Below are 20,837 nucleotides of genomic sequence, written 5' to 3'. Positions count from 1 at the left end.
GTTTATTTTGAATGTTTACTAATTAACTACGCAACAATATTCACTAAGCGACCAGGAACCACGATCACCTTCTTAGGGGCGGCACCATTGAGTGCCTTGAGTGCTGGCTCGCTCTGTAATGCCAAAGCCTCAATCTGCTCTTTAGTCGCATCCACTGCCACCCGAATGTCACCCCGCAGCTTGCCATTAATTTGAAGCATGATGGTCAGTTCAGTTTGTACTAGCGCCTGCTCATCCACCACCGGCCATGCCGCATCCATCAGGGATCCAAAAGACTGCTTAAAGCCCATCTCTGCCCACAATGCATGGGTCAGATGCGGCACTACGGGATACAAGACCCGCAGCAAAATACTGAGACACTCACGGAGTACCTCTGGGCTTACTGCGGGCTTTGAGGCGACAGTAGCATCCAGTTTGATTGGCTCTAATACATTAAGCATTTTCATGGCAGCGGAGACGACCGTGTTGTACTGGCGTCGCTGATAGTCAAAGTTAGCCTGCTTTAAGATCAAATGTACTTCGCGGCGCAAGGCTAGCTCGGTATTACTAAATGTAGTTGGCAACGCTGCTTTTGCTGCTCGAATCACATCTGCCTGACTACTCGAGTACATCCATACTCGGCGCAAGAAACGAGAAGCACCATCGACCCCAGCGCCAGACCACTCGAGCTGCTGCTCTGGCGAAGCGGCAAACATCACAAATAAGCGCGCAGTATCAGCGCCATACTCATCAATCAAGGCTTGGGGATCAACACCGTTGTTCTTACTCTTAGACATTTTTTCAACGCCGCCAATGATGACGGGCGTATTAGTAACATCTCCACGTAATTTAGCGCTTTGTGGGCGGCCTTTTTCATCTAGGTCTAGTTCAATATCTAGAGGATTGAGCCACACTTTCTTACCAGAGGCTTCTTCAGAGTAGTACGTTTCATTCAGAACCATACCTTGCGTCAGCAGGTTTTGGAATGGCTCGTCAAAAGTAATGAGGTCAAGATCCCGCATGACCTTAGTCCAGAAGCGGGCGTACAACAAATGCAAAATCGCATGCTCTATGCCGCCAATGTACTGGTCCATCGGCATCCAGTATTCATTACGCTCATCAACCATCGTCTTTGCATTTGGACCGGTGTAGCGCATGAAATACCAAGAAGAATCAACAAAGGTATCCATTGTGTCTGTCTCACGACGCGCAGGCTTGCCACATTTAGGACATGCGACATTTAAGAAGTCAGCACGCTTATTTAGTGGATTACCGCTTCCATCAGGGACGCAATCTTCTGGCAATACGACGGGCAAGTCTGCCTCAGGCACAGGAACCGCGCCACACCCTGGAGTGCGTTCATCACCACAATGAATAATCGGAATTGGTGTGCCCCAATAACGCTGACGAGAGATACCCCAATCCCGCAAGCGATACGTAGTCTTCGCCTCGCCAATCCCTAATTTTTTTAGATCTGCAGCAACAGCGTCTACTGCCACCTCGAACGACATGCCGTCATACTTGCCACTATTAAGGCACTCGGTACCCTCTTTCTGGGCATACCAATCTTGCCAGTGGCTAGTATTAAACAGGGTGGATGGGCTACTCAAGGCCACTACCTGCTTAATTGGTAACTGGTATTTCTGAGCAAAAGCAAAATCGCGCTCATCATGTGCGGGCACGCCCATCACAGCACCATCACCATACGACATCAAAACATAATTTCCGACCCACACTGGAATCGGTTCGTTCGTTAAAGGATGAGTGACATACAAACCCGTAAACATGCCTTCTTTATCTTGGGTCGCTAAATCTGCCTCGATAACGCTACCCGTTTTGCATTTCTCAATAAAAGCAGCAAGCTCAGGATTATTTTTACCTGCATGCGCTGCTAAAGGATGCTCTGCAGCAACCGCACAAAAGGTAACGCCCATGATGGTGTCTGCACGTGTCGTAAAGACATATAACTGACCATTCTGAATGGCTTTCCCTTGCGCATCTGCAATTTCATGCTTAAAGGCAAAACGCACACCTTTACTTTTACCAATCCAATTTTGCTGCATCGTTTTGACGCGCTCAGGCCAGCCTAAATTATCCAACCCAGAAATGAGTTGCTCTGCATATGCAGTGATGTTGAAGTAGTAGCCAGGAATCTCACGTTTTTCTACTAAAGCACCTGAGCGCCAACCGCGCCCATCAATCACCTGCTCATTGGCCAAAACCGTTTGGTCAATCGGATCCCAGTTCACTAGTTGGGTTTTACGATAAGCAATCCCTTTTTCAAGCATCTTTAAAAAGAGCCACTGGTTCCAGCAATAGTAATCCGGATTGCAGGTTGCAATTTCTCGTGACCAGTCAATCGATAAACCCATCGTCGACATTTGCTTTTTCATATAAGCAATGTTGTCGTAGGTCCACTGAGCTGGAGGCACTTTATTCTGAATAGCCGCATTTTCTGCTGGCATACCAAACGCATCCCAGCCCATTGGCATCAGCACGTTGTAACCCTGCATACGCAGCTGCCGTGCCATAACATCGTTAATGGTGTAGTTGCGCACATGCCCCATATGCAACTTACCCGATGGGTATGGAAGCATTGAACAGGCGTAATATTTTGGCTTTGGTTTTCCAGAAGCATCTAATGCATCTTCAGAAACCTTATAGACTTGTGCACTGTCCCAATCAGCGCGCGCTGCTGCCTCAATATTGCGGTGATCATAATTCTTAGTCATTCAATACAACTCTTTTCTTTTTTCTTTTTTCTTTATTTTTGTTTCTTGTTTTTTCTAGGCTTGTCTAGTTCCGCAAACCAAGCACATCTTGCATGTCATATAAGCCCGAATTTTGGCTTTGTAAGAACCGCATGGCCCGCAAAGAACCTTGGGCATAAGACTGGCGGCTAGAGGACTTATGACTGATTTCAATCCGTTCGCCCTCTCCGGCGAATAAAACCGTATGGTCGCCCACAATATCGCCTCCGCGTATCGTTGCAAAACCAATAGATCCCGATTTACGCTCACCGGTATGACCTTCTCGAGCATAAACAGCGACATCATCGAGCTTCTCACCTAGGGCCTGGGCAATCACCTCACCCATCTTTAATGCAGTACCTGATGGCGCATCTACTTTATGGCGGTGGTGCGCCTCAACAATTTCTATGTCATAGCCTTCGTTAAGCATCTTGGCGGCAATTTCTAGCAACTTGAATGTGGCATTAACGCCCACACTCATATTGGGGGAAAAAACAATGGCCAGATTTTTAGAGGCTATCTTCAGTGCATCGATTTGCTCTGGACTTAAACCCGTGGTACCAATAATGATTTTGCTGCCCGTCTTTTGGGCTACCTCTAGGTAGGCCATCGTCGCTTCCGGACGTGTGAAGTCAATTAAGAACTGAGCATCACCCAGCGCTTTAGCAATATCAGACGTAATCACAACACCTGTTTTTTTACCTAAGAATGCACCCGCATCTTCGCCTAATTGAGGACAAGCATCATGCTCAAGCGCGCCTACCAGTTCGGTATCCGAACCATTCAAGACAGCCTCGATCAACATTTTTCCCATGCGGCCGGTAGCGCCAGCAATTGCAATCTTCATCATTCGATTCACCACTTCTTATATAAACAATCTAGAAATTCAATCACGCTTAACCTTTGCTTGGCTTTTGCTTAGTGCTTACTTAGTTTTTACTTAGTTCTTACTAAGCACCATTGCTATTTTTAAGCGCAATAGAAGTTATTTATTTCGTAACTGCTGGCAAGTTATTGCTTGGGCTGGGCACCAGGAGTTCTGGCTGCTGCAAGGGAGGCGTCACTGGAGGCTTATTTGATCCAGTCATCACATCCCAAAAAGATCTCTTGGTCTTAGCATAGCCATCAATCTCCGCTACTAACTCAACCTCGGTTGGTAAGGCATCACCTTGAAACTTAACTAACTTGTCGCCCTCAAAGAACACCGTCACACGGCGCTCTTTACCCATCACCTGATTGGCACGCTTGAATTCAAAAACATAATCCCAGCGGTTCGCATGAAAGTAGCTAGCTAATAGCGGTGTACCTAAAATTTGACGAACCTGCTCACGGCTTTGGCCTACAGCTAACTTCGCGTATTGCTCGCTAGAGATAAAGTTGCCCTGAACCACATCGGGAACATAAGGCTGAAATACTTTATTCATCCAAGCGCGTTGCGTATTATCGACAGCGCTACCGCAGCCAGTAATCAGGACTAAGCCACTAAGGGAGGCCATCAGCAAGCCTAAGCGTGCAAGGCTCAAAGCCCCGCAAGTGGCGTTCAGGAGGCGAGTAAAAAGTTGGGGACAATTTTGCATGGCAGGCCGTATCATTAAGACATTGATTTTAGCTCCCAAACCCATGAATATGAACCAAAACCCTACGCCCACTGATTTACGCGATATTGGCCTCAAAGCAACGGGTCCGCGCATCAAAATATTGGACTTTTTTCATCAAAATGGTGGGACCCACTTTAGCGCTGAAGATGTCTTTATGGCTCTTGCCAAAGAGGATAAAGAAATCGGTCTAGCTACCGTTTATCGTGTTTTAACCCAATTTGAGCAGGCCGGCCTCTTGCTACGTAGCCATTTTGAATCGAGCAAAGGCGATAGCCGGGCGATCTATGAGCTCAATGAAGGCCAACATCACGACCACCTGGTTTGCTTAGATTGCGGGCATGTAGAGGAGTTTGTAGACGAAGCCATTGAAAAAAGGCAGCGCGATATCGCCAAAAACCTTGGTTTTAAGCTCCAAGAGCACTCCTTAGCCATGTATGGCCACTGCCAGAAGCGAAATTGTCGTAATAAGCAGAAGATCTAAAAAAGTTAAAAGGGGCTTAATTAAAAGGGGCTTAATCAAGAAGTTAAGCGAAGATCATTAAAAAAGACCCCATTTGAGGTCTTTTTTAACAAATAAAGCTTGTTTTAACAACAATTAAGCATTGTTACAGGCCGCAAATTACTTCACAGCCATCAATGCCTCAGCTGCGTTGAGCATTTGTACAGAATATCCCCACTCATTGTCATACCAAGCCAATACCTTCACTAGCTTGCCATCTGCCGAGACTCGGGTTTGGGAAGCGTCATAAATACTGGGGCGAGGGTCATGATTAAAGTCAATGGAAACTAATGGCAGGGTATTGAAGCCTAAGATCCCTTTTAATTCGCCCTCACTCGCTGCTTTAAGAATGGCATTAACTTCATCCACGCTAGTGGCACGACTAGCGGCAAACGTTAAATCCACAACAGAAACATTGATGACTGGCACGCGCATAGCAAAACCATCAAATCGCCCTGCTAACGCTGGTAACACCAGACCAACGGCTTTTGCTGCACCGGTCTTGGTTGGAATCATGCTGCTAACGGCAGAACGAGCCCGACGCATATCGCTGTGATACACATCCGTCAGTACTTGATCATTGGTAAAAGCATGAATGGTGGTCATTAAGCCAGACTCGATGCCAATTTTTTCGAGCAATGGTTTCACTAACGGGGCTAGGCAGTTAGTAGTGCAGCTGGCATTAGAAACTACGACGTCGCTAGGCTTGAGGACTTCTTGGTTCACACCATACACAATGGTGGCATCGACATCTTGATCTCCTGGCGCAGAGATTAATACCTTTTTTGCACCTTGAGCAATATGCACCAAGGCTTTTTCTTTAGAGGTGAACTTTCCAGAGCACTCTAAAACCAAATCCACGCCCAACTCACTCCATGGGGTTTCTAATGGATTGCGTGTGGAGAACATTTTGATGCGATCGCCATTCACGATCATGCAATCACCATCTACCTTTACTTCAGCAGGAAAACGACCGTGCGCAGAATCGTATTGCGTGAGATGGGCATTGATATCGATTGCACCCATCGCATTGATTGCCACAATCTGAATATCTCGCCTAAGCTTTCCATTGACCTGATCTTCATATAAGGCACGTAAGACCATGCGGCCAATGCGGCCGTAACCGTTAATTGCGACACGAATTGTCATTTCATTTTCCTAACTAATATTAAGTTCTTTAATTACTACCAAAGTATTCATTATTTTTTTGCAATGCATTGCCGCACGGTTTTCGCAATCTGATCAACCGTTAAACCAAAGTACTCATACAGTTGAGGCGCCGGTGCTGACTCACCAAAAGTATCGATGCCATGAACTGCTGCGCAAGCATATTTCCACCAAAAATCACTGACGCCGGCTTCCACTGCAATGCGCGGTACGCCATTCGGTAGTACCGATAATTTGTAAGCGGCATCTTGCTGATCAAAAACCGAAGTCGATGGCATGGAAACCACTCGAATACCCAGCTTACCTGCACTCTCTTTTTCTAAGCGCTCGGCTGTTTGTAATGCAAGTGCGATTTCAGATCCGGTAGCAATGATGACTGCATCCGTTTTCACTTTTGTCGAATGGCGTAAAACATATCCGCCCCGAGCAATATCTTTAATCTGCTGCGCAGTGCGAGATACAAAGGGACAATTTTGACGACTAAAAATCAAGGCACTTGGCCCATTTTTACGTTCCACTGCAGCACCCCAAGCGACAGCACTTTCTGTCGTATCACAGGGGCGCCAGACCATCAGATTTGGAATGAGACGTAGGCTGGCTACTTGCTCAACCGCCTGGTGCGTTGGACCATCTTCACCCAAACCAATAGAGTCATGCGTAAAGACAAAAATACTCCGTAGCTTCATCAAGGCGGCCATGCGTATAGCATTGCGACTGTAATCGGAGAAAGTTAAAAAGGTTCCACCAAAAGGAATATATCCGCCATGTAAAGCAATGCCATTCATGATGGCGCTCATCCCGAATTCACGCACACCATAATTAATATGATTGCCCCACTGATTAGCACGCACAGGCTTGCAAGCACTCCAATTAGTGAGGTTAGAGCCCGTCAAATCTGCAGACCCACCCATAAATTCTGGTAACGCAGGAGCTAGTGCTTCGATTGCATTTTGACTAGCCTTACGGGTAGCGATGGTCTCCGCTTTCGATTGGCAAGTCTTCAGATAAGCATTCAGGGTTGATGAAAAATCTTTTGATAAGTCACCTTGCATACGACGCTGTAATTCAGAAGCGAGTTCTGGGTATTGATTTTTATAGGCTTGGAATGTTTTATTCCATTCATGCTCTGCGTTTTGCCCACGCTTTTTAAAGTCCCATGCTGCGTATATGTCACTAGGGATTTCAAAAGGAGCGTAAGGCCAATTCAGTGCAATGCGTGTCTCGGCAATTTCAGCAGCGCCTAAAGGTGAGCCATGAACTTTATCGCTGCCTGCCATGTTAGGAGAGCCCTGACCAATGGCCGTCTTGCAACAAATTAATGTGGGTTTATCACTCTGCTTTGCTTTTGCAATAGCACTGGCAACGGCCTCTGCATCATGACCATCCACATTGCGAATTACATTCCAGTGATAAGCTTCAAAACGCTTAGGGGTATCTTCATTAAACCAAGAGACGACCTTTCCATCAATTGAGATACCGTTGTCATCCCATAGAGCAATTAACTTTTTTAACTGAAAGGTGCCTGCCAATGAGCAGACCTCATGACTAATACCCTCCATCAAACAACCATCACCTAAAAAGGTATAGGTAAAGTGATCAACAACGTTGTGACCAGGGCGATTAAATTCTTCAGCCAATAACTTTTCTGCCAGCGCCATACCTACTGCGTTAGAAATACCTTGGCCTAAGGGACCGGTAGTTGTCTCTACACCTGGAGTAATTCCAAACTCGGGATGTCCGGGTGTTTTGCTGTGAAGCTGACGGAAATTTTTTAATTCACCAATAGGTAAATCGTAACCCGTGAGGTGCAATAAGGAATACAACAACATCGAACCATGACCATTGGATAAAACAAAGCGATCACGGTTTATCCAATCTGGATCGGTAGGATTATGTTGGAGATGTTCATTCCAAAGACCCACAGCAATGTCAGCCATTCCCATCGGCATCCCTGGATGTCCAGAGTTGGCTTGTTGAACTGCATCCATGGATAAAGCACGAATGGCATTGGCCATACGAATTTGAAGATTAGACATCGTAAATTTGGTCTCGAGAAAATAAATTAGTTATATTGCAGTAATGCCTCAATTTTATCTTCCCGGGCCTTGGGAAATCCAAAAGCCAACTTCTCTCACTCCAGAGCTTGCCCACCACCTACGTGTTCGGCGCATCCAAGCTGGTGAATCTTTCCCTATTTTTGATGGTAAGGGCCAGATTGCACAAGCTAAGCTGCTATCTCTGAGTAATAAGTCTGGGGAGGCAGAACTCAGTGCTATTCGCCTAGATACCCATCGAGAGAGCCCTTACGCCATTACTCTAGCCCAGGGCCTTGCTGGTGGTGACAAGATGGACTGGATCGTCGAGAAGGCGATTGAAACAGGCGCTCAAGTCATTGCCCCATTGCAATGCGAGCGCTCAGTCATCAAATTAACCCGCTCGAGCGATGCCGATCGTGCCCAGAAGCGGGTTTTGCATTGGCAAAGCATTGTGCAGGCAGCCTGCGAGCAATGTGATCGCACTGTTTTAGCCGAAGTTGAACCCATCCAGATCTTTGAGGAATACCTCAAAAAGCCTCAAAAAGCCTCACTTAAGCTACTTTTAAGCCCTGATGCAACACAAAGCCTGCATTCGGTATTGATTGCGGCAACCCCGCAAGACATTGTTTTAATGATTGGGCCTGAAGGTGGCCACTCTCTTATAGAAGAAGAAAAAGCGCAGTTAGCAGGCTTTCAGTTGGTTTCTTTAGGTGCCCGCGTTCTCAGAACAGAAACTGCAGGCATTGTTGCCATTTCTACCGTACACAGCATTTGGGACCCTGAAATGCAAAATCGCCTCAAATAGAGGCGATTCACGCTGATTTTCGGAGTCAATTCCCTAAATCAAACGAAAGAATAAAAGACCCGGTAGGGCGTGCGGCGCTCTGACCAGAAATCTACTGCATCACGAAATACATCCAATAGGGTTTCACGGGCTTCTTTGTCAAACTTCTGAGTACAAGGCAAGCCTTCCAAAACCACTACAAAACCGGTTTGTGGACCACTCTTATCAAGGGTAGTTGTTAAAGAATCCAACAGAGGGTCGTAGTTTTTAGCCTGTTGCTTGGTAAAGGTATAGGCAATTGCAATTGCTTCTAACACTTCACTTTTAGTCATCGCATTTGCGCAGTTTGCGTAAATAAAATGCTGGCCTAGTTCTGTTGCCGCTTCCTGTAGATCAGGTGTACGAAAAGCCCGAATCGATTGAACGATATTAGGGCGCACACTGCGCAACATTGCCGGTGGTCCGGCATCGCGAACTGCCAAGGCGGCACGCCAAGATGCTGTCACTTTTTTTCCCGAGACTTGATTTGCTGCATAGGTTTGTAAACGAGATAAGCCGCCCTGGGCATAGATATTGGCAGCAGATGCCTCAGTTTCGAGTCGATCGTTGCTATCCCAACTTTCAGCTCGGCTGTGTTCTGCAAAGCCTGCTGTGTTGCCGTTTTCAGAGCGATTATTCATGATGGGTGCTAGGTTACCCTTAACACGCCATCAAATCAAGCCCAATTACAGCACTTTTTATATAAACCGTTGATTTATATCAGAATAATTTAAGTTAGCAAGTACTAGCCAACTTAAATTATCCATCAATAACCGCCCTAGACAGCTGCCCTAGCGTTACTAGCAGCCTCAACCACCGCCAAAGTCGTCACATTCACAATTCGGCGCACCGTTGCTGCAGGCGTCAGAATATGAATCGGTTTGGCAACGCCCAACAGCAATGGACCAATTGCAATGCCATTACCAGCTGCTGTTTTGAGTAGGTTGTAAGAAATGTTGGCAGCGTCAATATTGGGTAGCACTAACAAATTAGCATCGCCCTCTAATGGGGAAGACGTTACCGCACCAGCCCGAATAGTCGCATCTAAAGCACTATCTCCGTGCATCTCACCATCCACCTCTAACTTTGGATCGGCCTTTTTGATCAACGCTAAGGTGTCTCGCATTTTGACCGCAGATGGCGCGCTACTGGAGCCAAAGTTGGAATGCGATAAAAGCGCCACCTTAGGCTCAATACCTAACTTGCGCATCTCATTTGCAGCCATGATGGTTAATTCAGCTAACTGTTCAGCAGTAGGATCGATATTGACATGGGTATCGACTAAAAATACTTGGCGACCCGGCAGTATCAAGCCCGACATAGCACCATAAACATTGGCACCAGGTTCATGACCCACTACCTCGTTCACATACTGAAGGTGAGTCGCGAAGTTGCCTACTGTTCCACAAATCATGCCATCGGCCATCCCCTTGCTGATCAGAATCGAACCAATCAAACTATGACGACGACGCATTTCTAGTTTGGCGAACGACTCTGTAACACCCTTACGCTCAGTCAACGCTAAATAGGTTTGCCAGAAATCCCGAAAGCGTGAATCATTTTCAGGGTTGACGATCTCAAAATCTTCACCAGTCTTGATACGTAATCCAAATTTTTCAATGCGATGTTCGATCACAGCCGGGCGTCCAATTAAGATCGGTGTCGCAAGATGCTCATCCACAATAATTTGTACGGCACGTAATACGCGCTCATCTTCACCCTCAGCAAACACAATCCGCTTTTGATTTGCTAGAACATCTTTAGCAATACTAAATAACGGTTTCATCAAAGTGCCAGAGTGATAAACAAATTGTTGCAACTGGTTGCGGTAAGCATCAAAGTCTTTAATCGGACGCAATGCAACACCATCATCCATTGCTGCCTTAGCAACCGCAGGTGCAATGACCGTAATTAAACGTGGATCAAATGGCTTTGGAATTAAATAGTCAGGGCCAAAAGAGAGATTCTCAATGCCATAAACAGAGGTCACTACTTCACTCTGCTCCGCTTGTGCCAATTCGGCTACAGCCTTTACCGCAGCGACTTCCATACCGCGCGTAATCGTCGTCGCGCCCACATCTAAGGCGCCACGGAAGATAAACGGAAAGCATAAAACATTGTTCACTTGGTTAGGGTAATCCGTACGACCGGTAGCCATGATGGCATCTGGGCGAACTTCCTTGACTTCCTCAGGCAGAATTTCTGGGGTTGGATTTGCTAAGGCATACACCAGTGGCCTGGGTGCCATTTTCTTCACCATATCTTGCTTTAGTACGCCGCCTGCAGACAAGCCTAAGAAAATATCTGCGCCTTCAATCGCTTGATCTAAAGTGCGCAGCTCTGTCTCTTGGCAGAAGGGCTCCTTCTCAGGGTCCATTAATTCTTGGCGACCCTTATAAGCAATGCCGGCTAAGTCAGTAACCCAAATATTTTTACGGGGAACGCCTAAATCTACCAACAAATCTAAGCAAGCCAAAGCCGCTGCACCAGCACCAGAGGTAACCAACTTGACGTTACCTACATCTTTGCCCACCACTTTTAAGCCATTCAGAATCGCAGCAGCGACCACAATCGCCGTTCCATGCTGATCATCATGAAAAACGGGAATCTTCATGCGGGCCTGTAACTTCCGCTCAACTACAAAGCAATCCGGAGCTTTAATGTCCTCTAAGTTGATGCCACCAAAGGTAGGCTCCAGTGCCGCAATAATTTCGACTAGTTTATCGGGGTCGTTTTCATTCACTTCGATATCGAAAACATCAATACCAGCAAATTTCTTGAAGAGCACTGCTTTGCCTTCCATCACCGGCTTACTGGCCAGCGGTCCAATATTTCCTAAACCCAAAACAGCAGTGCCGTTGGTGATCACGCCTACTAAGTTACCGCGGGCTGTATAACGAAATGCATTCGCAGGATCTTTGACGATCTCTTCACATGCTGCAGCAACTCCAGGGGTATAAGCTAAAGCAAGATCTCGCTGATTGGTCAGTTGCTTGGTAGCGGCAATCTCAATCTTGCCAGGTACAGGAAACTCATGGTAATGAAGAGCAGCCGCCCTTAAATCAGCTATTTGCTGTTCTTTGGTGCTGCTGTTTGGCTTACTCGTTGGATTGTTTGTTGGCTTATTTGTTGGCTTATTTTCTGGCTTACTCATTCGTTCACACACCCATCAGGCTTATACAGAGGTTTAATTCTAATCCTCTCGGATGTCCAACTCCCAACAGCCATAAAATGGGACATGTATTTTCAACCCCCTCAAGATCCTCAATCTACTCGACTAGGTGAATTTGACCTGATTCAGCGTTTCTTCAAAATGCATTCAGAACAAATGCTTGCCGCTAATCCAGGATCAGTCACTCTGGGAATTGGAGATGATTGCGCGTTATTGGCAAACCAAGCCAATGAAGACATGGCCATTACTAGCGATATGTTGGTAGAGGGTAGGCATTTTTTTGCTGGGGCAAATCCTGGGTGGCTCGGCTGGAAAGCCTTAGCAGTAAACCTCTCAGACCTAGCAGCCATGGGGGCTCAGCCCTTAGGCTTCACACTGGCGATTGCTTTACCTAGCGCTGATCCCCACTGGCTCGAGCGTTTTAGCAAAGGACTGTTTGCCATTGCCAATCGGTTCTCCTGCCCATTAATTGGTGGTGATACTACGGCGGGCCCGCTAAATATTTGTATTACCGCTTTTGGAAGTACCCACAAAAAAAGTGCTATCCGAAGATCCACTGCATTGGATGGCGATGACATCTGGGTATCGGGATGCGTTGGTGATGCCAGGCTCGCTCTTGCTGCATTGCGTCATGAAATACAACTTCCACTAGTAGATCTGGATGCCATTGAATCTCAAATGCACCAACCCGTCCCCCGAGTTGAATTAGGACTCGCTTTACGAGGCATTGCCCATGCCGCGATCGATGTTTCGGATGGTCTACTGGGGGACTTAAAGCATGTCTTGCGTCAATCTCAAAAAGATGCAGAAATCGTATTAGATCAACTACCCAAGTCACCAACGCTATTAAAGCAGCCGCTAGATCTTCAACGCTTATATGCGTCCTGCGGTGGGGATGATTACGAGCTCTGCTTTACAGCGCCCACCCATCAACGAACTGCTATTGAAAATTTGAGCACAACATTACAGTTGCCACTCACCCACATTGGCACCATGAAGCCTATGAAAGGCTCTGAGCCTGAGATGACTCTCATTGACCATGATGGAAAAAAATTGCCTGCATCAACCATAGATACCTTTCTTCAATCTTTTGATCACTTTGCATGAGCACTAAGGCATGAGCCCAAAAACGAGTCAATCCGCCATCACCAAACCGAATCTTCAATGGGTCTTTGCTAGCCCTATACGTGCCTTGGCCTTTGGGTTTGGCAGCGGGCTGGCCCCGTTTGCCCCTGGTACCGCCGGCACACTGTGGGCTTGGGCGATATTTTTGCTGGGTCAATCTTTTTTAAGCACAGAACAGTTGCTGTGGATTGTTGGAATCGGACTACTGCTCGGATGCTGGATCTGCGGACGGGTGAGTGAAGAATTAGGTAAAAAAGATTTTGGCGGAATCGTATGGGATGAAATGGTGGCTTTTTGCTTGCTGCTGATTTGCCTCATGCCGACTCATTTTTGGGTGCAGCTGTTGGCATTTGCACTCTTTCGATTCTTTGATGCAGTTAAACCTGGGCCCATTGGTTGGATTGATGCGCACTTTAAAAAAATAGAAGCCATCGACAGTACTACTCCTTCGAGTAGTCGGCAAATTCTTTGGCGTGGTTTTGGAATCATCGCTGATGATCTTGCGGCTGCACTATTGACATTCCTCACGCTGGCACTGGCGCACGCTGGCCTGATGGTACTCTCGTAAATATGACCACTGCAAACCAACATCAGCCGCCCTTAGCATTGGCTGCGTCACTCACTACGTCACTCGCTACGTCACTCACTAAGCATGGCTGGACCATTGCACTCGCAGAGTCCTGTACTGGAGGCTTAGTGTGTGCTGCCCTAACTGACCTTGCTGGCTCAAGCGATTGGTTCGAGCGTGGCTATATTACCTATAGCAATCAGGCTAAAACAGAATGCTTGGGCGTGTTAGCTCAAACGATTGATTCTTTTGGGGCTGTCAGCGAACAAGTCGCTCAAGAAATGGCTGCGGGTGCCCAAGAGCAAGCCAATGTCAATGTCGCTATTGCGATTACCGGCATCGCTGGCCCTACCGGTGGCTCAGTAGAAAAGCCTGTTGGCACGGTTTGCTTTGCATGGGCTGTGAGAGAAAGTCTGGGAAAAAATACTAGCAACGTCACTAACAACGTCACAGTTGCAACAATGCATTTCACCGGTGATCGTCAAGCAGTTCGTGAGCAAGCGCGTGATTACGCACTGTCTAGATTATTGGCGCTACTGCCTGCCTAAAGCAATATCACTAAGCGCTCAAGCGAAGCTAAAAAAATTAACGAGAGCTTAACCAGCCCTTATGACGGAAGTACCACAATGGAATCATCGCTGAAATCATCATCGAGATGATGGCCACTGGATAACCCCAGGTTTGCTCTAGCTCAGGCATGTAACGGAAATTCATACCCCAGACGCTGGCTAGTAAGGTAGGCGGCATTAAGGCAACTGATACCACCGAGAAGATCTTGATGATCTTACTTTGGTTCAAGTTAATAAAACCAACCGTTGCATCCATCAAGAAGTTAATCTTGTCGAATAAAAATGCCGTGTGGTTTTCTAATGAGTCGATGTCACGCAAAATCTGACGCGCCTCTTCCTGCTGCTCATCAGACAATAATTTACTGCGCATCAAAAAGGACAATGCACGGCGGGTATCCATTACATTGCGACGGATACGTCCATTCGTATCCTCTTCTTTGGCGATGGTTTCGAGCACTTCTTCTGCATCGTTATCGGTAATGTCATCTTGTAGAACGCGCTTACCGGCTTGCTCGAGATTTTCATAAACCTCTTCTAGAGCATCGGCAGAATATTCAGCATCAGTCGAATACAAATCGAGCAAGACATCTTTGGCATTACTAACTGAACCTGGACGTAAACGCGCCCGCAGACGGACTAAACGGAAAACGGGTAAATCCTCATCATGAATCGAGAAGAGGACTTGCTTAGTGAGTACAAAAGCAACCCGAACGTTACGGGAGGTTTCTTGTTCGTCCAGTAAGAAATCGGTACGAATATGGAGATGGCCATCGTCGGCCTCAAAATATCGCGCAGAAGCTTCTAAGTCGCCTAAATCATCTAATTCAGGTAAAAGAACGCCAAAAGCTTCTTTAATCCAAATGAGCTCTTCCTCTTCAGGGTCAACAACATCGATCCAGATCGGGTTTGAATACTGCAACAATTCATTGCGATCTTCCACTTGCTCTTGAGAGAGCCGGCCGTTTTGCAGGACGAACAGGTTGATCATGGTGAACTCCTAAGGAATGAGCGCTAGTTTATCCTATAGAACATGACAGTTTCACTAAAATAAACTTAAATCCAATGAACTCAAGCTCAAATACCTTTACCCAACAACTCCAGTCTGCGTGGGCCTCCCAAGGCAGCATGTTGTGCGTCGGTTTTGACCCAGATCCTAAACGCCTGCCCGCGATCTTTCAGGGAAGGCCTGAGGGTCTCTTTGAGTTTTGCCGTGAAATCGCAGATGCTACTGCAGATGCGGTTTGTTCCTTCAAGCCACAATTTGCCTACTTCGCCTCTCAAAGGGCTGAAGCCCAGCTTGAAAAGCTCATTGGCTACCTGAAGGATCAATACCCCCATATCCCCGTGATCCTAGACTCCAAGCGGGGTGACATCGGAAGCACTGCCGAGCAGTATGCCCTTGAGGCCTTTGAGCGCTATGGCGCCGATGCCGTCACTGTGAACCCGTATATGGGCTTTGACTCGATTGAGCCTTACCTTGCCCACCCAGGAAAAGGGGTCATCGTTTTATGCCGCACCTCAAACCCCGGAGGCTCAGACCTACAATTTTTGAAAGTGAGCCCGGATGGTCAGCCCCTGTATCTGCACGTAGCAACACTAGCCGCGCAGCAATGGAATGCCTCCGGACAAATTAGCTTAGTTGTTGGAGCCACCTTCCCAGAAGAAATCGCACAAGTACGGGCCATTGTTGGAGAGATGCCCCTACTCGTTCCGGGGATTGGTGCTCAAGGTGGCGATATTGACGCTACCGTCAAAGCAGGCTGCATTCCTCATCGGCCCGGCACAGGCATGATGATTAACTCATCAAGGGCCATTTTGTACGCAAGTGCAGGCCCTGATTTTGCCGAGGCCGCAAGAAAAGTAGCCTTTGCTACGCGTGATGCGCTGGGTTTAGCTAGCGCTGAATAAACGATCGTATTACTAGCGGTGCTGTTGCTGGTTGTTGCTAGTTGTTGCTGGTTGTTGCTAATCGTTGCTAGTTGGGCCACTAGCGATCTTATTTCTTCAGGGTGGTTGATGCCAAGGCTACTCTATCCATATTTTCTAGAATAAAGTTTTGTCGCGTTGGAAAATGAATATTCGCCTTACGGCAGTACTGGGCTTTGTCGAAACACTTAGGTGCCGGCAAAGCGGAGGCTAGTGCTGCCGATTGCTCGCGGCCTAATGCATTAGGCGCAATCCCAAAGTAATGCTGTGATGCTGCTCCAATACCAAAAATACCCTCACCCCACTCTACTGAGTTGAGATAAATCTCAAAAAGTCTTTTCTTGGGAAGTATTAGCTCAAGCAAGCCAGTAATGATGAGCTCCTGCCCCTTACGGAAATAATGTTGCTCTGACGATAAGAACAGGTTTTTAGCTAACTGCTGAGTGATGGTGGATCCACCACGTAATGCGGTGCTAGATTGGGCGCTATTAGCGGAGTTGCTTTGCTTGCTTTGCTTGCTTTGCTTGCTTTGGGCATTTTTAACCCAGGCTTTTTGCATATCGTCTACCCGCACACCCAGATGCTGAAAAAAAATATCGTCCTCACTTACAAGAACAGCCCGCTTGAGGTCAACGGAAATGTTGTTGTAAGGCACCCAGGAGGATTGAACTGCGCAAGCCCAACGCAGGCCACATAAGCGCCAATCTTCTGCACGCTGAAAGGCGGTACTGCTGGGGTTAATGAAAACCCATAAACCAATTTGAATTACAAAATAGATCTGCATGGCGATAAAGCCACCGAAAATACACTTTAAAAAATAGCTAAGCCAGCGCATCGGTATTTAATCTAAAGGGGTTTAGATGCTGCGTAGCTCGTTCAATACAGCGCGAGGATCAATCACTTCGCTCCACTGTGAACCACGCCAGATCAGAAATGCATCAGCGGCTTGTTCAACCAACATTCCCAATCCATCGCTGACACGGGCACCTCTTTGTAATGCTTGCCGCATCAACAGCGTCACTTGGCCATAAACCATATCGTAGGCAAATGACTTTGTTGAAAAAATATGATTCGCCACTGCATCAGTAATGGGCGATGCATTACTTAATCCGGCTGCAGTTGCATTAATAACCAAATCAAAAGGAGTATTGCTAATTGCAGAACCTGCTAAGTCAATCAAGCGGGCAGACTGCAGAGCGACCTGGCGCGCACTAGCTAGCTCGCAAAATAATTGCACCAATGCATCTGCTTTAGGAGCAGAGCGATTAGCCAAGACCAATTGTTGCGGTAGTTGGTCTAACAGAGGACCCAATACACCCCGGGCAGCACCGCCGGCACCTAAAACCAGAATACGAGCACCTTGCATCTGAATGCCTTGCGCTAATAAATCTCGCACTAAGCCAGCACCATCCGTATTGTCACCAACAATTTTTCCATTCTGAATCGATAAGGTATTTACAGCACCCGCTAGTTGTGCACGTGGACTAAGTTCTTGAGCGAAAGCTTTAGCGTCTAACTTAAATGGAACGGTTACGTTCATCCCCTTGCCGCCGGCAGCAAAAAATACCTTGGCGGCTGTTTCAAAATCATCTAGTGCGGGCTGCAAGCGGCCATAGTGAATCGCTTGCTGTGACTGCTCTGCAAACCGTTTATGAATAGTAGGAGACTTGCTATGGGCAATAGGATTGCCGGCAACTGCGTAGACATCCAAGCCAGGAAATTGAGCGGGGTCTAGATTACATTCGATGATTTGGTGTTGACTCATATGGATTACAGGATAAGCGTATTTTGATTAACGGCGTAACTCTAAGCGGTCAGAACCATCTCGTGTGAATTCAAAAGTAGAAATCCAATCCAAAATATCAATCTGACGTTGCATTTCAGCTGGGAAGGGTCCAAATGGAGCAGATGCTCTCACAATTGCCATGGCCTGACGATCTAATTCGGGATTGCCTGAACTGCGACCGATACTGAGCCCATCCTTACCTGCTGGATTGCTAGCAATACGGCCTTGAGAATCGACGCTCACCACGATAACTAAGCTGCCATACAGGGGTCGGCCATTAGCCCGAGGAAAAAAAGCACTGCCATAGGTCTCAATTTTTTGACGCATCGCATCGTAATACTGCGCAAACACTACTGCCTTAGTACTAGCGCCCGTTAAGACCTTACGACGTGGCTCACGTCCATTTACTTGTAAACGCTTGGCTAACTCAGCCTCAAGTGCATTGAGTTGTGATGTCACCTTTTTCTCATCCCCACTTTTGCGACCGCCAGAAAGTGCTTTTTCTGCATCTAGCTTTGCCAACATCTGCTGTTGTTGTTTTTCTAATACCTCCACTCGCGCCTCACTACCTAGCCTAGCTCGGTGCATTGCCGTTGCATCTTGATTTGCGGTATTGCCACCCCCACTCAAATCTGCCTGCGCTAACTTACTAGCCTGCTTGGGACTGGTTTGATTGCTAGCATTTACCAACACAACACTGAGTGGCGTATTCAGGCGTCTGCTCTGGATCTCTCCAATACCCCAGCGAAAAGATAAGAAAATAAGGTGCAGAACAATCGATACGCACAAAGCTGAACGGAACGGGTGACGCTGCCAATGGCCTTGCAAGAAAGCCAAGAAGGACCTCAATCTAGGTAGCGCTGACATCACTCGCAATGACTTCAGGTGTGACAATATGAAGCACCCGCACTCCAGCACTTAATTGCAATAGATCAACATCATCGATCATGACTTCTGCACGCGTCATGCGAGGATGCGTTGCCAACTCCGGTACGGATAAGTGCAAAGGAATAGGCTCTAACCGTGACATACCCTCTTTTAAATGCCTGACAAATACTTGCTTAGGCAACGCCTCTTGTCCAATCCAGCGTAAGCACCAGTATTTTTCAAGTCGGTCTTGATATTCACCATAGGCCTGATAACAAGATTCAAAGTCGGCGGCAATACCCATTAAAGCGGCGTCTCGTGGCGGAAAAGGAGCAACCATTTTTGCCATGACACCATGCTTAGCAATCGCCAGCAATTGTGATTGATTGACCAAATCAGAATAACGGCGCAGAGGCGATGTACACCAAGCGTAATAATCTAAACCCAAGCCTTCATGTGGTCCTGGAGTAGTTTGCATGCGGGTCCTCAATGGGCCCCAGCCCTTTTGGGTGCGAAAGATCCCGGGCAAACCATGATCAGCCAATAAACGTCCCGATGCACTATTACAGTAGATCATCCACTCAGCCACAATCGTATCGAGAATGGATCCCCGTTGACGCGCAGTAATGTCTACACGCTGGACACCATCGTGCTCTTGAATTTGAAAATGAAAATCTCTTGCCAGCGCATTAGGGTCAATGACGCCTAATTTTTCTGGGCGCAATCCATTCACGACCCGTTGCTCTTGGCGACCTGCATGTAACAGCTTGGCAGCATTCCAAAGCACCGACAGTTCTTGGCGATAAGAAAATTGAGCCTGCGTATCAACCAGGCTTTCTTCAGTTACTTGATGCTCTAGATTTTCCAAACGCAAATTCGAACCCATTGGAACCATCTCGGCACGCAACTGCAAAGAATCTTTATCTACTACTCCCGCACTATCAAGATCAACATAAATAGATAAAGCTGGACGTGGCGCACCCTCATCCAATGAAAACTGCCCAATCACCGCATCGGGCAGCATCGTGATCTTATCCCCAGGAAAATAGACTGTAGACATGCGTGAACGGGCAGCTTGATCTAAGGGATCATCCTTAGTAATAACCAGTCCTGGAGCCGCAATATGAATACCAATGCGATGACCACCTCCATCAATGGATGCCACTGATAAAGCATCATCAATTTCTGTAGTGCCAGCGTCATCAATGGAAAAGGCAATGACCTTGGCTACAGGGAGTCCTGCAATAGCTTGCTCAAAGACCGCCTGATCCACCACTAGTGAAGCATCGTGAGCAGAGCCACCAGGAAAATGGGCTTTCAAAAACATCCCTTGGTGATAATCCAAAGGCGAATCAATCGCCTTACATCGGATCATCAGTTGTGCTGGAGATTCACCTGATTCTGTACACGCTGCAATAAATGCTTTGTATGCTGAAGTATTTTTATCGGGAGAGAACAATAACTGGCTTGCTTGCGATGCAAGCGCTTCAGGGAAAACTCCGCAAACCAATTCTTTTTGCCAGATCGCCTGTTGCTCTGATTCTTTTTGCTTGCGCTCTATAGCAGCTAAGCCCGCTTGCAACTGCTCTAGCGGCGCCCGCTGAAATCGTCCGCGCCCTTTACGACGAAAAAACACGGGTGCACTTTGTAACGCAATAGCTAAGGCAGTCTGTTGCAAAATATTAGCTCCAGCGCCAAAGTATTCAAGCGCTACATCCACCAGACTAAACTCTTCATCGGGAGCACAGTCCCATAAAAAGGATAGATCGATTTCTTTGGCTAGCGTACTGGCCTCATCCATTAATGCTTGTGGCTCAGGCTTTTCAAATCGTAGCCAGACTTCCTTAGCCTTAAGCTTGATTTTCTTACCAGACAGACTGGTGGCTTGCCAGGACTCTGTATCCCCACTACCAGATGCTGACTGCACTGTGGCGACCTTGATGTCACCACCCTCCTCATATAAAAGATGCAT

Annotated in this window: 18 protein-coding genes; 6 read left to right on the top strand and 12 right to left on the bottom strand. The window is 47.1% G+C overall.

Annotation, left to right across the window (positions count from 1 at the left end; all coding sequences use genetic code 11):
• Window positions 1-26 precede the first annotated feature (26 nt).
• From leuS to QUD86_RS01190, 3 genes are all read right to left on the bottom strand, one after another.
• Window positions 27-2,711 (bottom strand): leucine--tRNA ligase, encoded by a 2,685-nt coding sequence (leuS, locus tag QUD86_RS01200; protein WP_286297437.1) that lies wholly within the window; start codon window positions 2,709-2,711, stop codon window positions 27-29.
• Window positions 2,712-2,775: 64 nt separating this feature from the next.
• Entirely contained in the window at window positions 2,776-3,576 is an 801-nt protein-coding gene (gene dapB, locus QUD86_RS01195) for a 4-hydroxy-tetrahydrodipicolinate reductase (RefSeq protein WP_286298568.1), read from the bottom strand.
• 142 nt (window positions 3,577-3,718) lie between these two features.
• Window positions 3,719-4,306 (bottom strand): outer membrane protein assembly factor BamE, encoded by a 588-nt coding sequence (locus tag QUD86_RS01190; RefSeq protein WP_286297436.1) that lies wholly within the window; start codon window positions 4,304-4,306, stop codon window positions 3,719-3,721.
• A gap of 43 nt (window positions 4,307-4,349) precedes the next feature.
• Between QUD86_RS01190 and fur the strand changes: the two genes are divergently transcribed.
• Window positions 4,350-4,808 (top strand): ferric iron uptake transcriptional regulator, encoded by a 459-nt coding sequence (gene fur, locus QUD86_RS01185; protein WP_286297434.1) that lies wholly within the window; start codon window positions 4,350-4,352, stop codon window positions 4,806-4,808.
• Between the two features lie 138 nt (window positions 4,809-4,946).
• Here fur and gap read toward each other — a convergent pair whose 3' ends face one another.
• Together gap and tkt are read right to left on the bottom strand one after the other, a co-directional pair.
• Window positions 4,947-5,975: a type I glyceraldehyde-3-phosphate dehydrogenase gene (gene gap, locus QUD86_RS01180; protein ID WP_286297432.1), complete on the bottom strand. Its 1,029-nt coding sequence runs from the start codon at window positions 5,973-5,975 to the stop codon at window positions 4,947-4,949.
• Between the two features lie 50 nt (window positions 5,976-6,025).
• Window positions 6,026-8,029, bottom strand: coding sequence for a transketolase (gene tkt, locus QUD86_RS01175; protein WP_286297429.1), 2,004 nt, complete (start codon window positions 8,027-8,029; stop codon window positions 6,026-6,028).
• 43 nt (window positions 8,030-8,072) lie between these two features.
• Between tkt and QUD86_RS01170 the strand changes: the two genes are divergently transcribed.
• On the top strand, window positions 8,073-8,834 hold the full coding sequence (locus QUD86_RS01170; protein WP_286297427.1) for a 16S rRNA (uracil(1498)-N(3))-methyltransferase: 762 nt from the start codon (window positions 8,073-8,075) through the stop codon (window positions 8,832-8,834).
• A gap of 38 nt (window positions 8,835-8,872) precedes the next feature.
• Here QUD86_RS01170 and QUD86_RS01165 read toward each other — a convergent pair whose 3' ends face one another.
• Both QUD86_RS01165 and QUD86_RS01160 read right to left on the bottom strand, forming a co-directional pair.
• Window positions 8,873-9,493, bottom strand: a complete 621-nt coding sequence (locus tag QUD86_RS01165; RefSeq protein WP_286297426.1) for a barstar family protein — start codon at window positions 9,491-9,493, stop codon at window positions 8,873-8,875.
• A gap of 137 nt (window positions 9,494-9,630) precedes the next feature.
• A complete protein-coding gene (locus tag QUD86_RS01160; RefSeq protein ID WP_286297424.1) occupies window positions 9,631-12,006 on the bottom strand; it encodes an NADP-dependent malic enzyme in 2,376 nt (791 codons plus the stop codon).
• Window positions 12,007-12,090: 84 nt separating this feature from the next.
• Here QUD86_RS01160 and thiL point away from each other — a divergent pair, with 84 nt between their 5' ends.
• Genes thiL through QUD86_RS01145 form a run of 3 tightly spaced genes read left to right on the top strand, consistent with a single transcriptional unit; the run spans window position 12,091 to window position 14,265 of the window.
• Window positions 12,091-13,131: a thiamine-phosphate kinase gene (thiL, locus tag QUD86_RS01155; RefSeq protein ID WP_286297423.1), complete on the top strand. Its 1,041-nt coding sequence runs from the start codon at window positions 12,091-12,093 to the stop codon at window positions 13,129-13,131.
• Between the two features lie 10 nt (window positions 13,132-13,141).
• On the top strand, window positions 13,142-13,717 hold the full coding sequence (locus QUD86_RS01150; RefSeq protein WP_286297422.1) for a phosphatidylglycerophosphatase A family protein: 576 nt from the start codon (window positions 13,142-13,144) through the stop codon (window positions 13,715-13,717).
• 2 nt (window positions 13,718-13,719) lie between these two features.
• On the top strand, window positions 13,720-14,265 hold the full coding sequence (locus tag QUD86_RS01145; RefSeq protein WP_286297421.1) for a CinA family protein: 546 nt from the start codon (window positions 13,720-13,722) through the stop codon (window positions 14,263-14,265).
• A gap of 37 nt (window positions 14,266-14,302) precedes the next feature.
• On the opposite strand, the gene corA is transcribed toward QUD86_RS01145, so the two are convergent.
• A complete protein-coding gene (corA, locus tag QUD86_RS01140) occupies window positions 14,303-15,274 on the bottom strand; it encodes a magnesium/cobalt transporter CorA (RefSeq protein ID WP_100379342.1) in 972 nt (323 codons plus the stop codon).
• Between the two features lie 74 nt (window positions 15,275-15,348).
• Between corA and pyrF the strand changes: the two genes are divergently transcribed.
• Window positions 15,349-16,194: an orotidine-5'-phosphate decarboxylase gene (pyrF, locus tag QUD86_RS01135; protein WP_286297420.1), complete on the top strand. Its 846-nt coding sequence runs from the start codon at window positions 15,349-15,351 to the stop codon at window positions 16,192-16,194.
• 88 nt (window positions 16,195-16,282) lie between these two features.
• Here the strand turns inward: pyrF and mtgA are convergent, their stop codons facing one another.
• From mtgA to QUD86_RS01115, 4 genes are read right to left on the bottom strand one after another with little or no spacing between them, the layout of a single operon-like run.
• Window positions 16,283-17,047, bottom strand: a complete 765-nt coding sequence (gene mtgA / locus QUD86_RS01130) for a monofunctional biosynthetic peptidoglycan transglycosylase (RefSeq protein WP_286297418.1) — start codon at window positions 17,045-17,047, stop codon at window positions 16,283-16,285.
• A 21-nt stretch (window positions 17,048-17,068) separates the two neighbouring features.
• Window positions 17,069-17,977, bottom strand: a complete 909-nt coding sequence (aroE, locus tag QUD86_RS01125) for a shikimate dehydrogenase (protein WP_286297417.1) — start codon at window positions 17,975-17,977, stop codon at window positions 17,069-17,071.
• A gap of 27 nt (window positions 17,978-18,004) precedes the next feature.
• On the bottom strand, window positions 18,005-18,835 hold the full coding sequence (locus tag QUD86_RS01120; protein WP_286297414.1) for an energy transducer TonB family protein: 831 nt from the start codon (window positions 18,833-18,835) through the stop codon (window positions 18,005-18,007).
• Between the two features lie 13 nt (window positions 18,836-18,848).
• Window positions 18,849-20,837, bottom strand: a complete 1,989-nt coding sequence (locus QUD86_RS01115; RefSeq protein WP_286297413.1) for a ribonuclease catalytic domain-containing protein — start codon at window positions 20,835-20,837, stop codon at window positions 18,849-18,851.

It is taken from the genome of Polynucleobacter sp. TUM22923 (assembly GCF_030295705.1).
In the GTDB taxonomy this organism is placed as follows: Bacteria; Pseudomonadota; Gammaproteobacteria; order Burkholderiales; family Burkholderiaceae; genus Polynucleobacter.
The sequence above is the reverse complement of the archived record's forward strand: the minus strand, read 5'-3'. Positions and strand labels throughout refer to the sequence as shown.

Bases quoted from the DNA above. Each gene is read 5' to 3' on its own strand.
- leuS (WP_286297437.1), bottom strand. From the start codon at position 2,711: ATGACTAAGAATTATGATCACCGCAATATTGAGGCAGCAGCGCGCGCT.
- dapB (WP_286298568.1), bottom strand. From the start codon at position 3,576: ATGAAGATTGCAATTGCTGGCGCTACCGGCCGCATGGGAAAAATGTTG.
- QUD86_RS01190 (WP_286297436.1), bottom strand. From the start codon at position 4,306: ATGCAAAATTGTCCCCAACTTTTTACTCGCCTCCTGAACGCCACTTGC.
- fur (WP_286297434.1), top strand. From the start codon at position 4,350: ATGAATATGAACCAAAACCCTACGCCCACTGATTTACGCGATATTGGC.
- gap (WP_286297432.1), bottom strand. From the start codon at position 5,975: ATGACAATTCGTGTCGCAATTAACGGTTACGGCCGCATTGGCCGCATG.
- tkt (WP_286297429.1), bottom strand. From the start codon at position 8,029: ATGTCTAATCTTCAAATTCGTATGGCCAATGCCATTCGTGCTTTATCC.
- QUD86_RS01170 (WP_286297427.1), top strand. From the start codon at position 8,073: ATGCCTCAATTTTATCTTCCCGGGCCTTGGGAAATCCAAAAGCCAACT.
- QUD86_RS01165 (WP_286297426.1), bottom strand. From the start codon at position 9,493: ATGAATAATCGCTCTGAAAACGGCAACACAGCAGGCTTTGCAGAACAC.
- QUD86_RS01160 (WP_286297424.1), bottom strand. From the start codon at position 12,006: ATGAGTAAGCCAGAAAATAAGCCAACAAATAAGCCAACAAACAATCCA.
- thiL (WP_286297423.1), top strand. From the start codon at position 12,091: ATGTATTTTCAACCCCCTCAAGATCCTCAATCTACTCGACTAGGTGAA.
- QUD86_RS01150 (WP_286297422.1), top strand. From the start codon at position 13,142: ATGAGCCCAAAAACGAGTCAATCCGCCATCACCAAACCGAATCTTCAA.
- QUD86_RS01145 (WP_286297421.1), top strand. From the start codon at position 13,720: ATGACCACTGCAAACCAACATCAGCCGCCCTTAGCATTGGCTGCGTCA.
- corA (WP_100379342.1), bottom strand. From the start codon at position 15,274: ATGATCAACCTGTTCGTCCTGCAAAACGGCCGGCTCTCTCAAGAGCAA.
- pyrF (WP_286297420.1), top strand. From the start codon at position 15,349: ATGAACTCAAGCTCAAATACCTTTACCCAACAACTCCAGTCTGCGTGG.
- mtgA (WP_286297418.1), bottom strand. From the start codon at position 17,047: ATGCGCTGGCTTAGCTATTTTTTAAAGTGTATTTTCGGTGGCTTTATC.
- aroE (WP_286297417.1), bottom strand. From the start codon at position 17,977: ATGAGTCAACACCAAATCATCGAATGTAATCTAGACCCCGCTCAATTT.
- QUD86_RS01115 (WP_286297413.1), bottom strand. From the start codon at position 20,837: ATGCATCTTTTATATGAGGAGGGTGGTGACATCAAGGTCGCCACAGTG.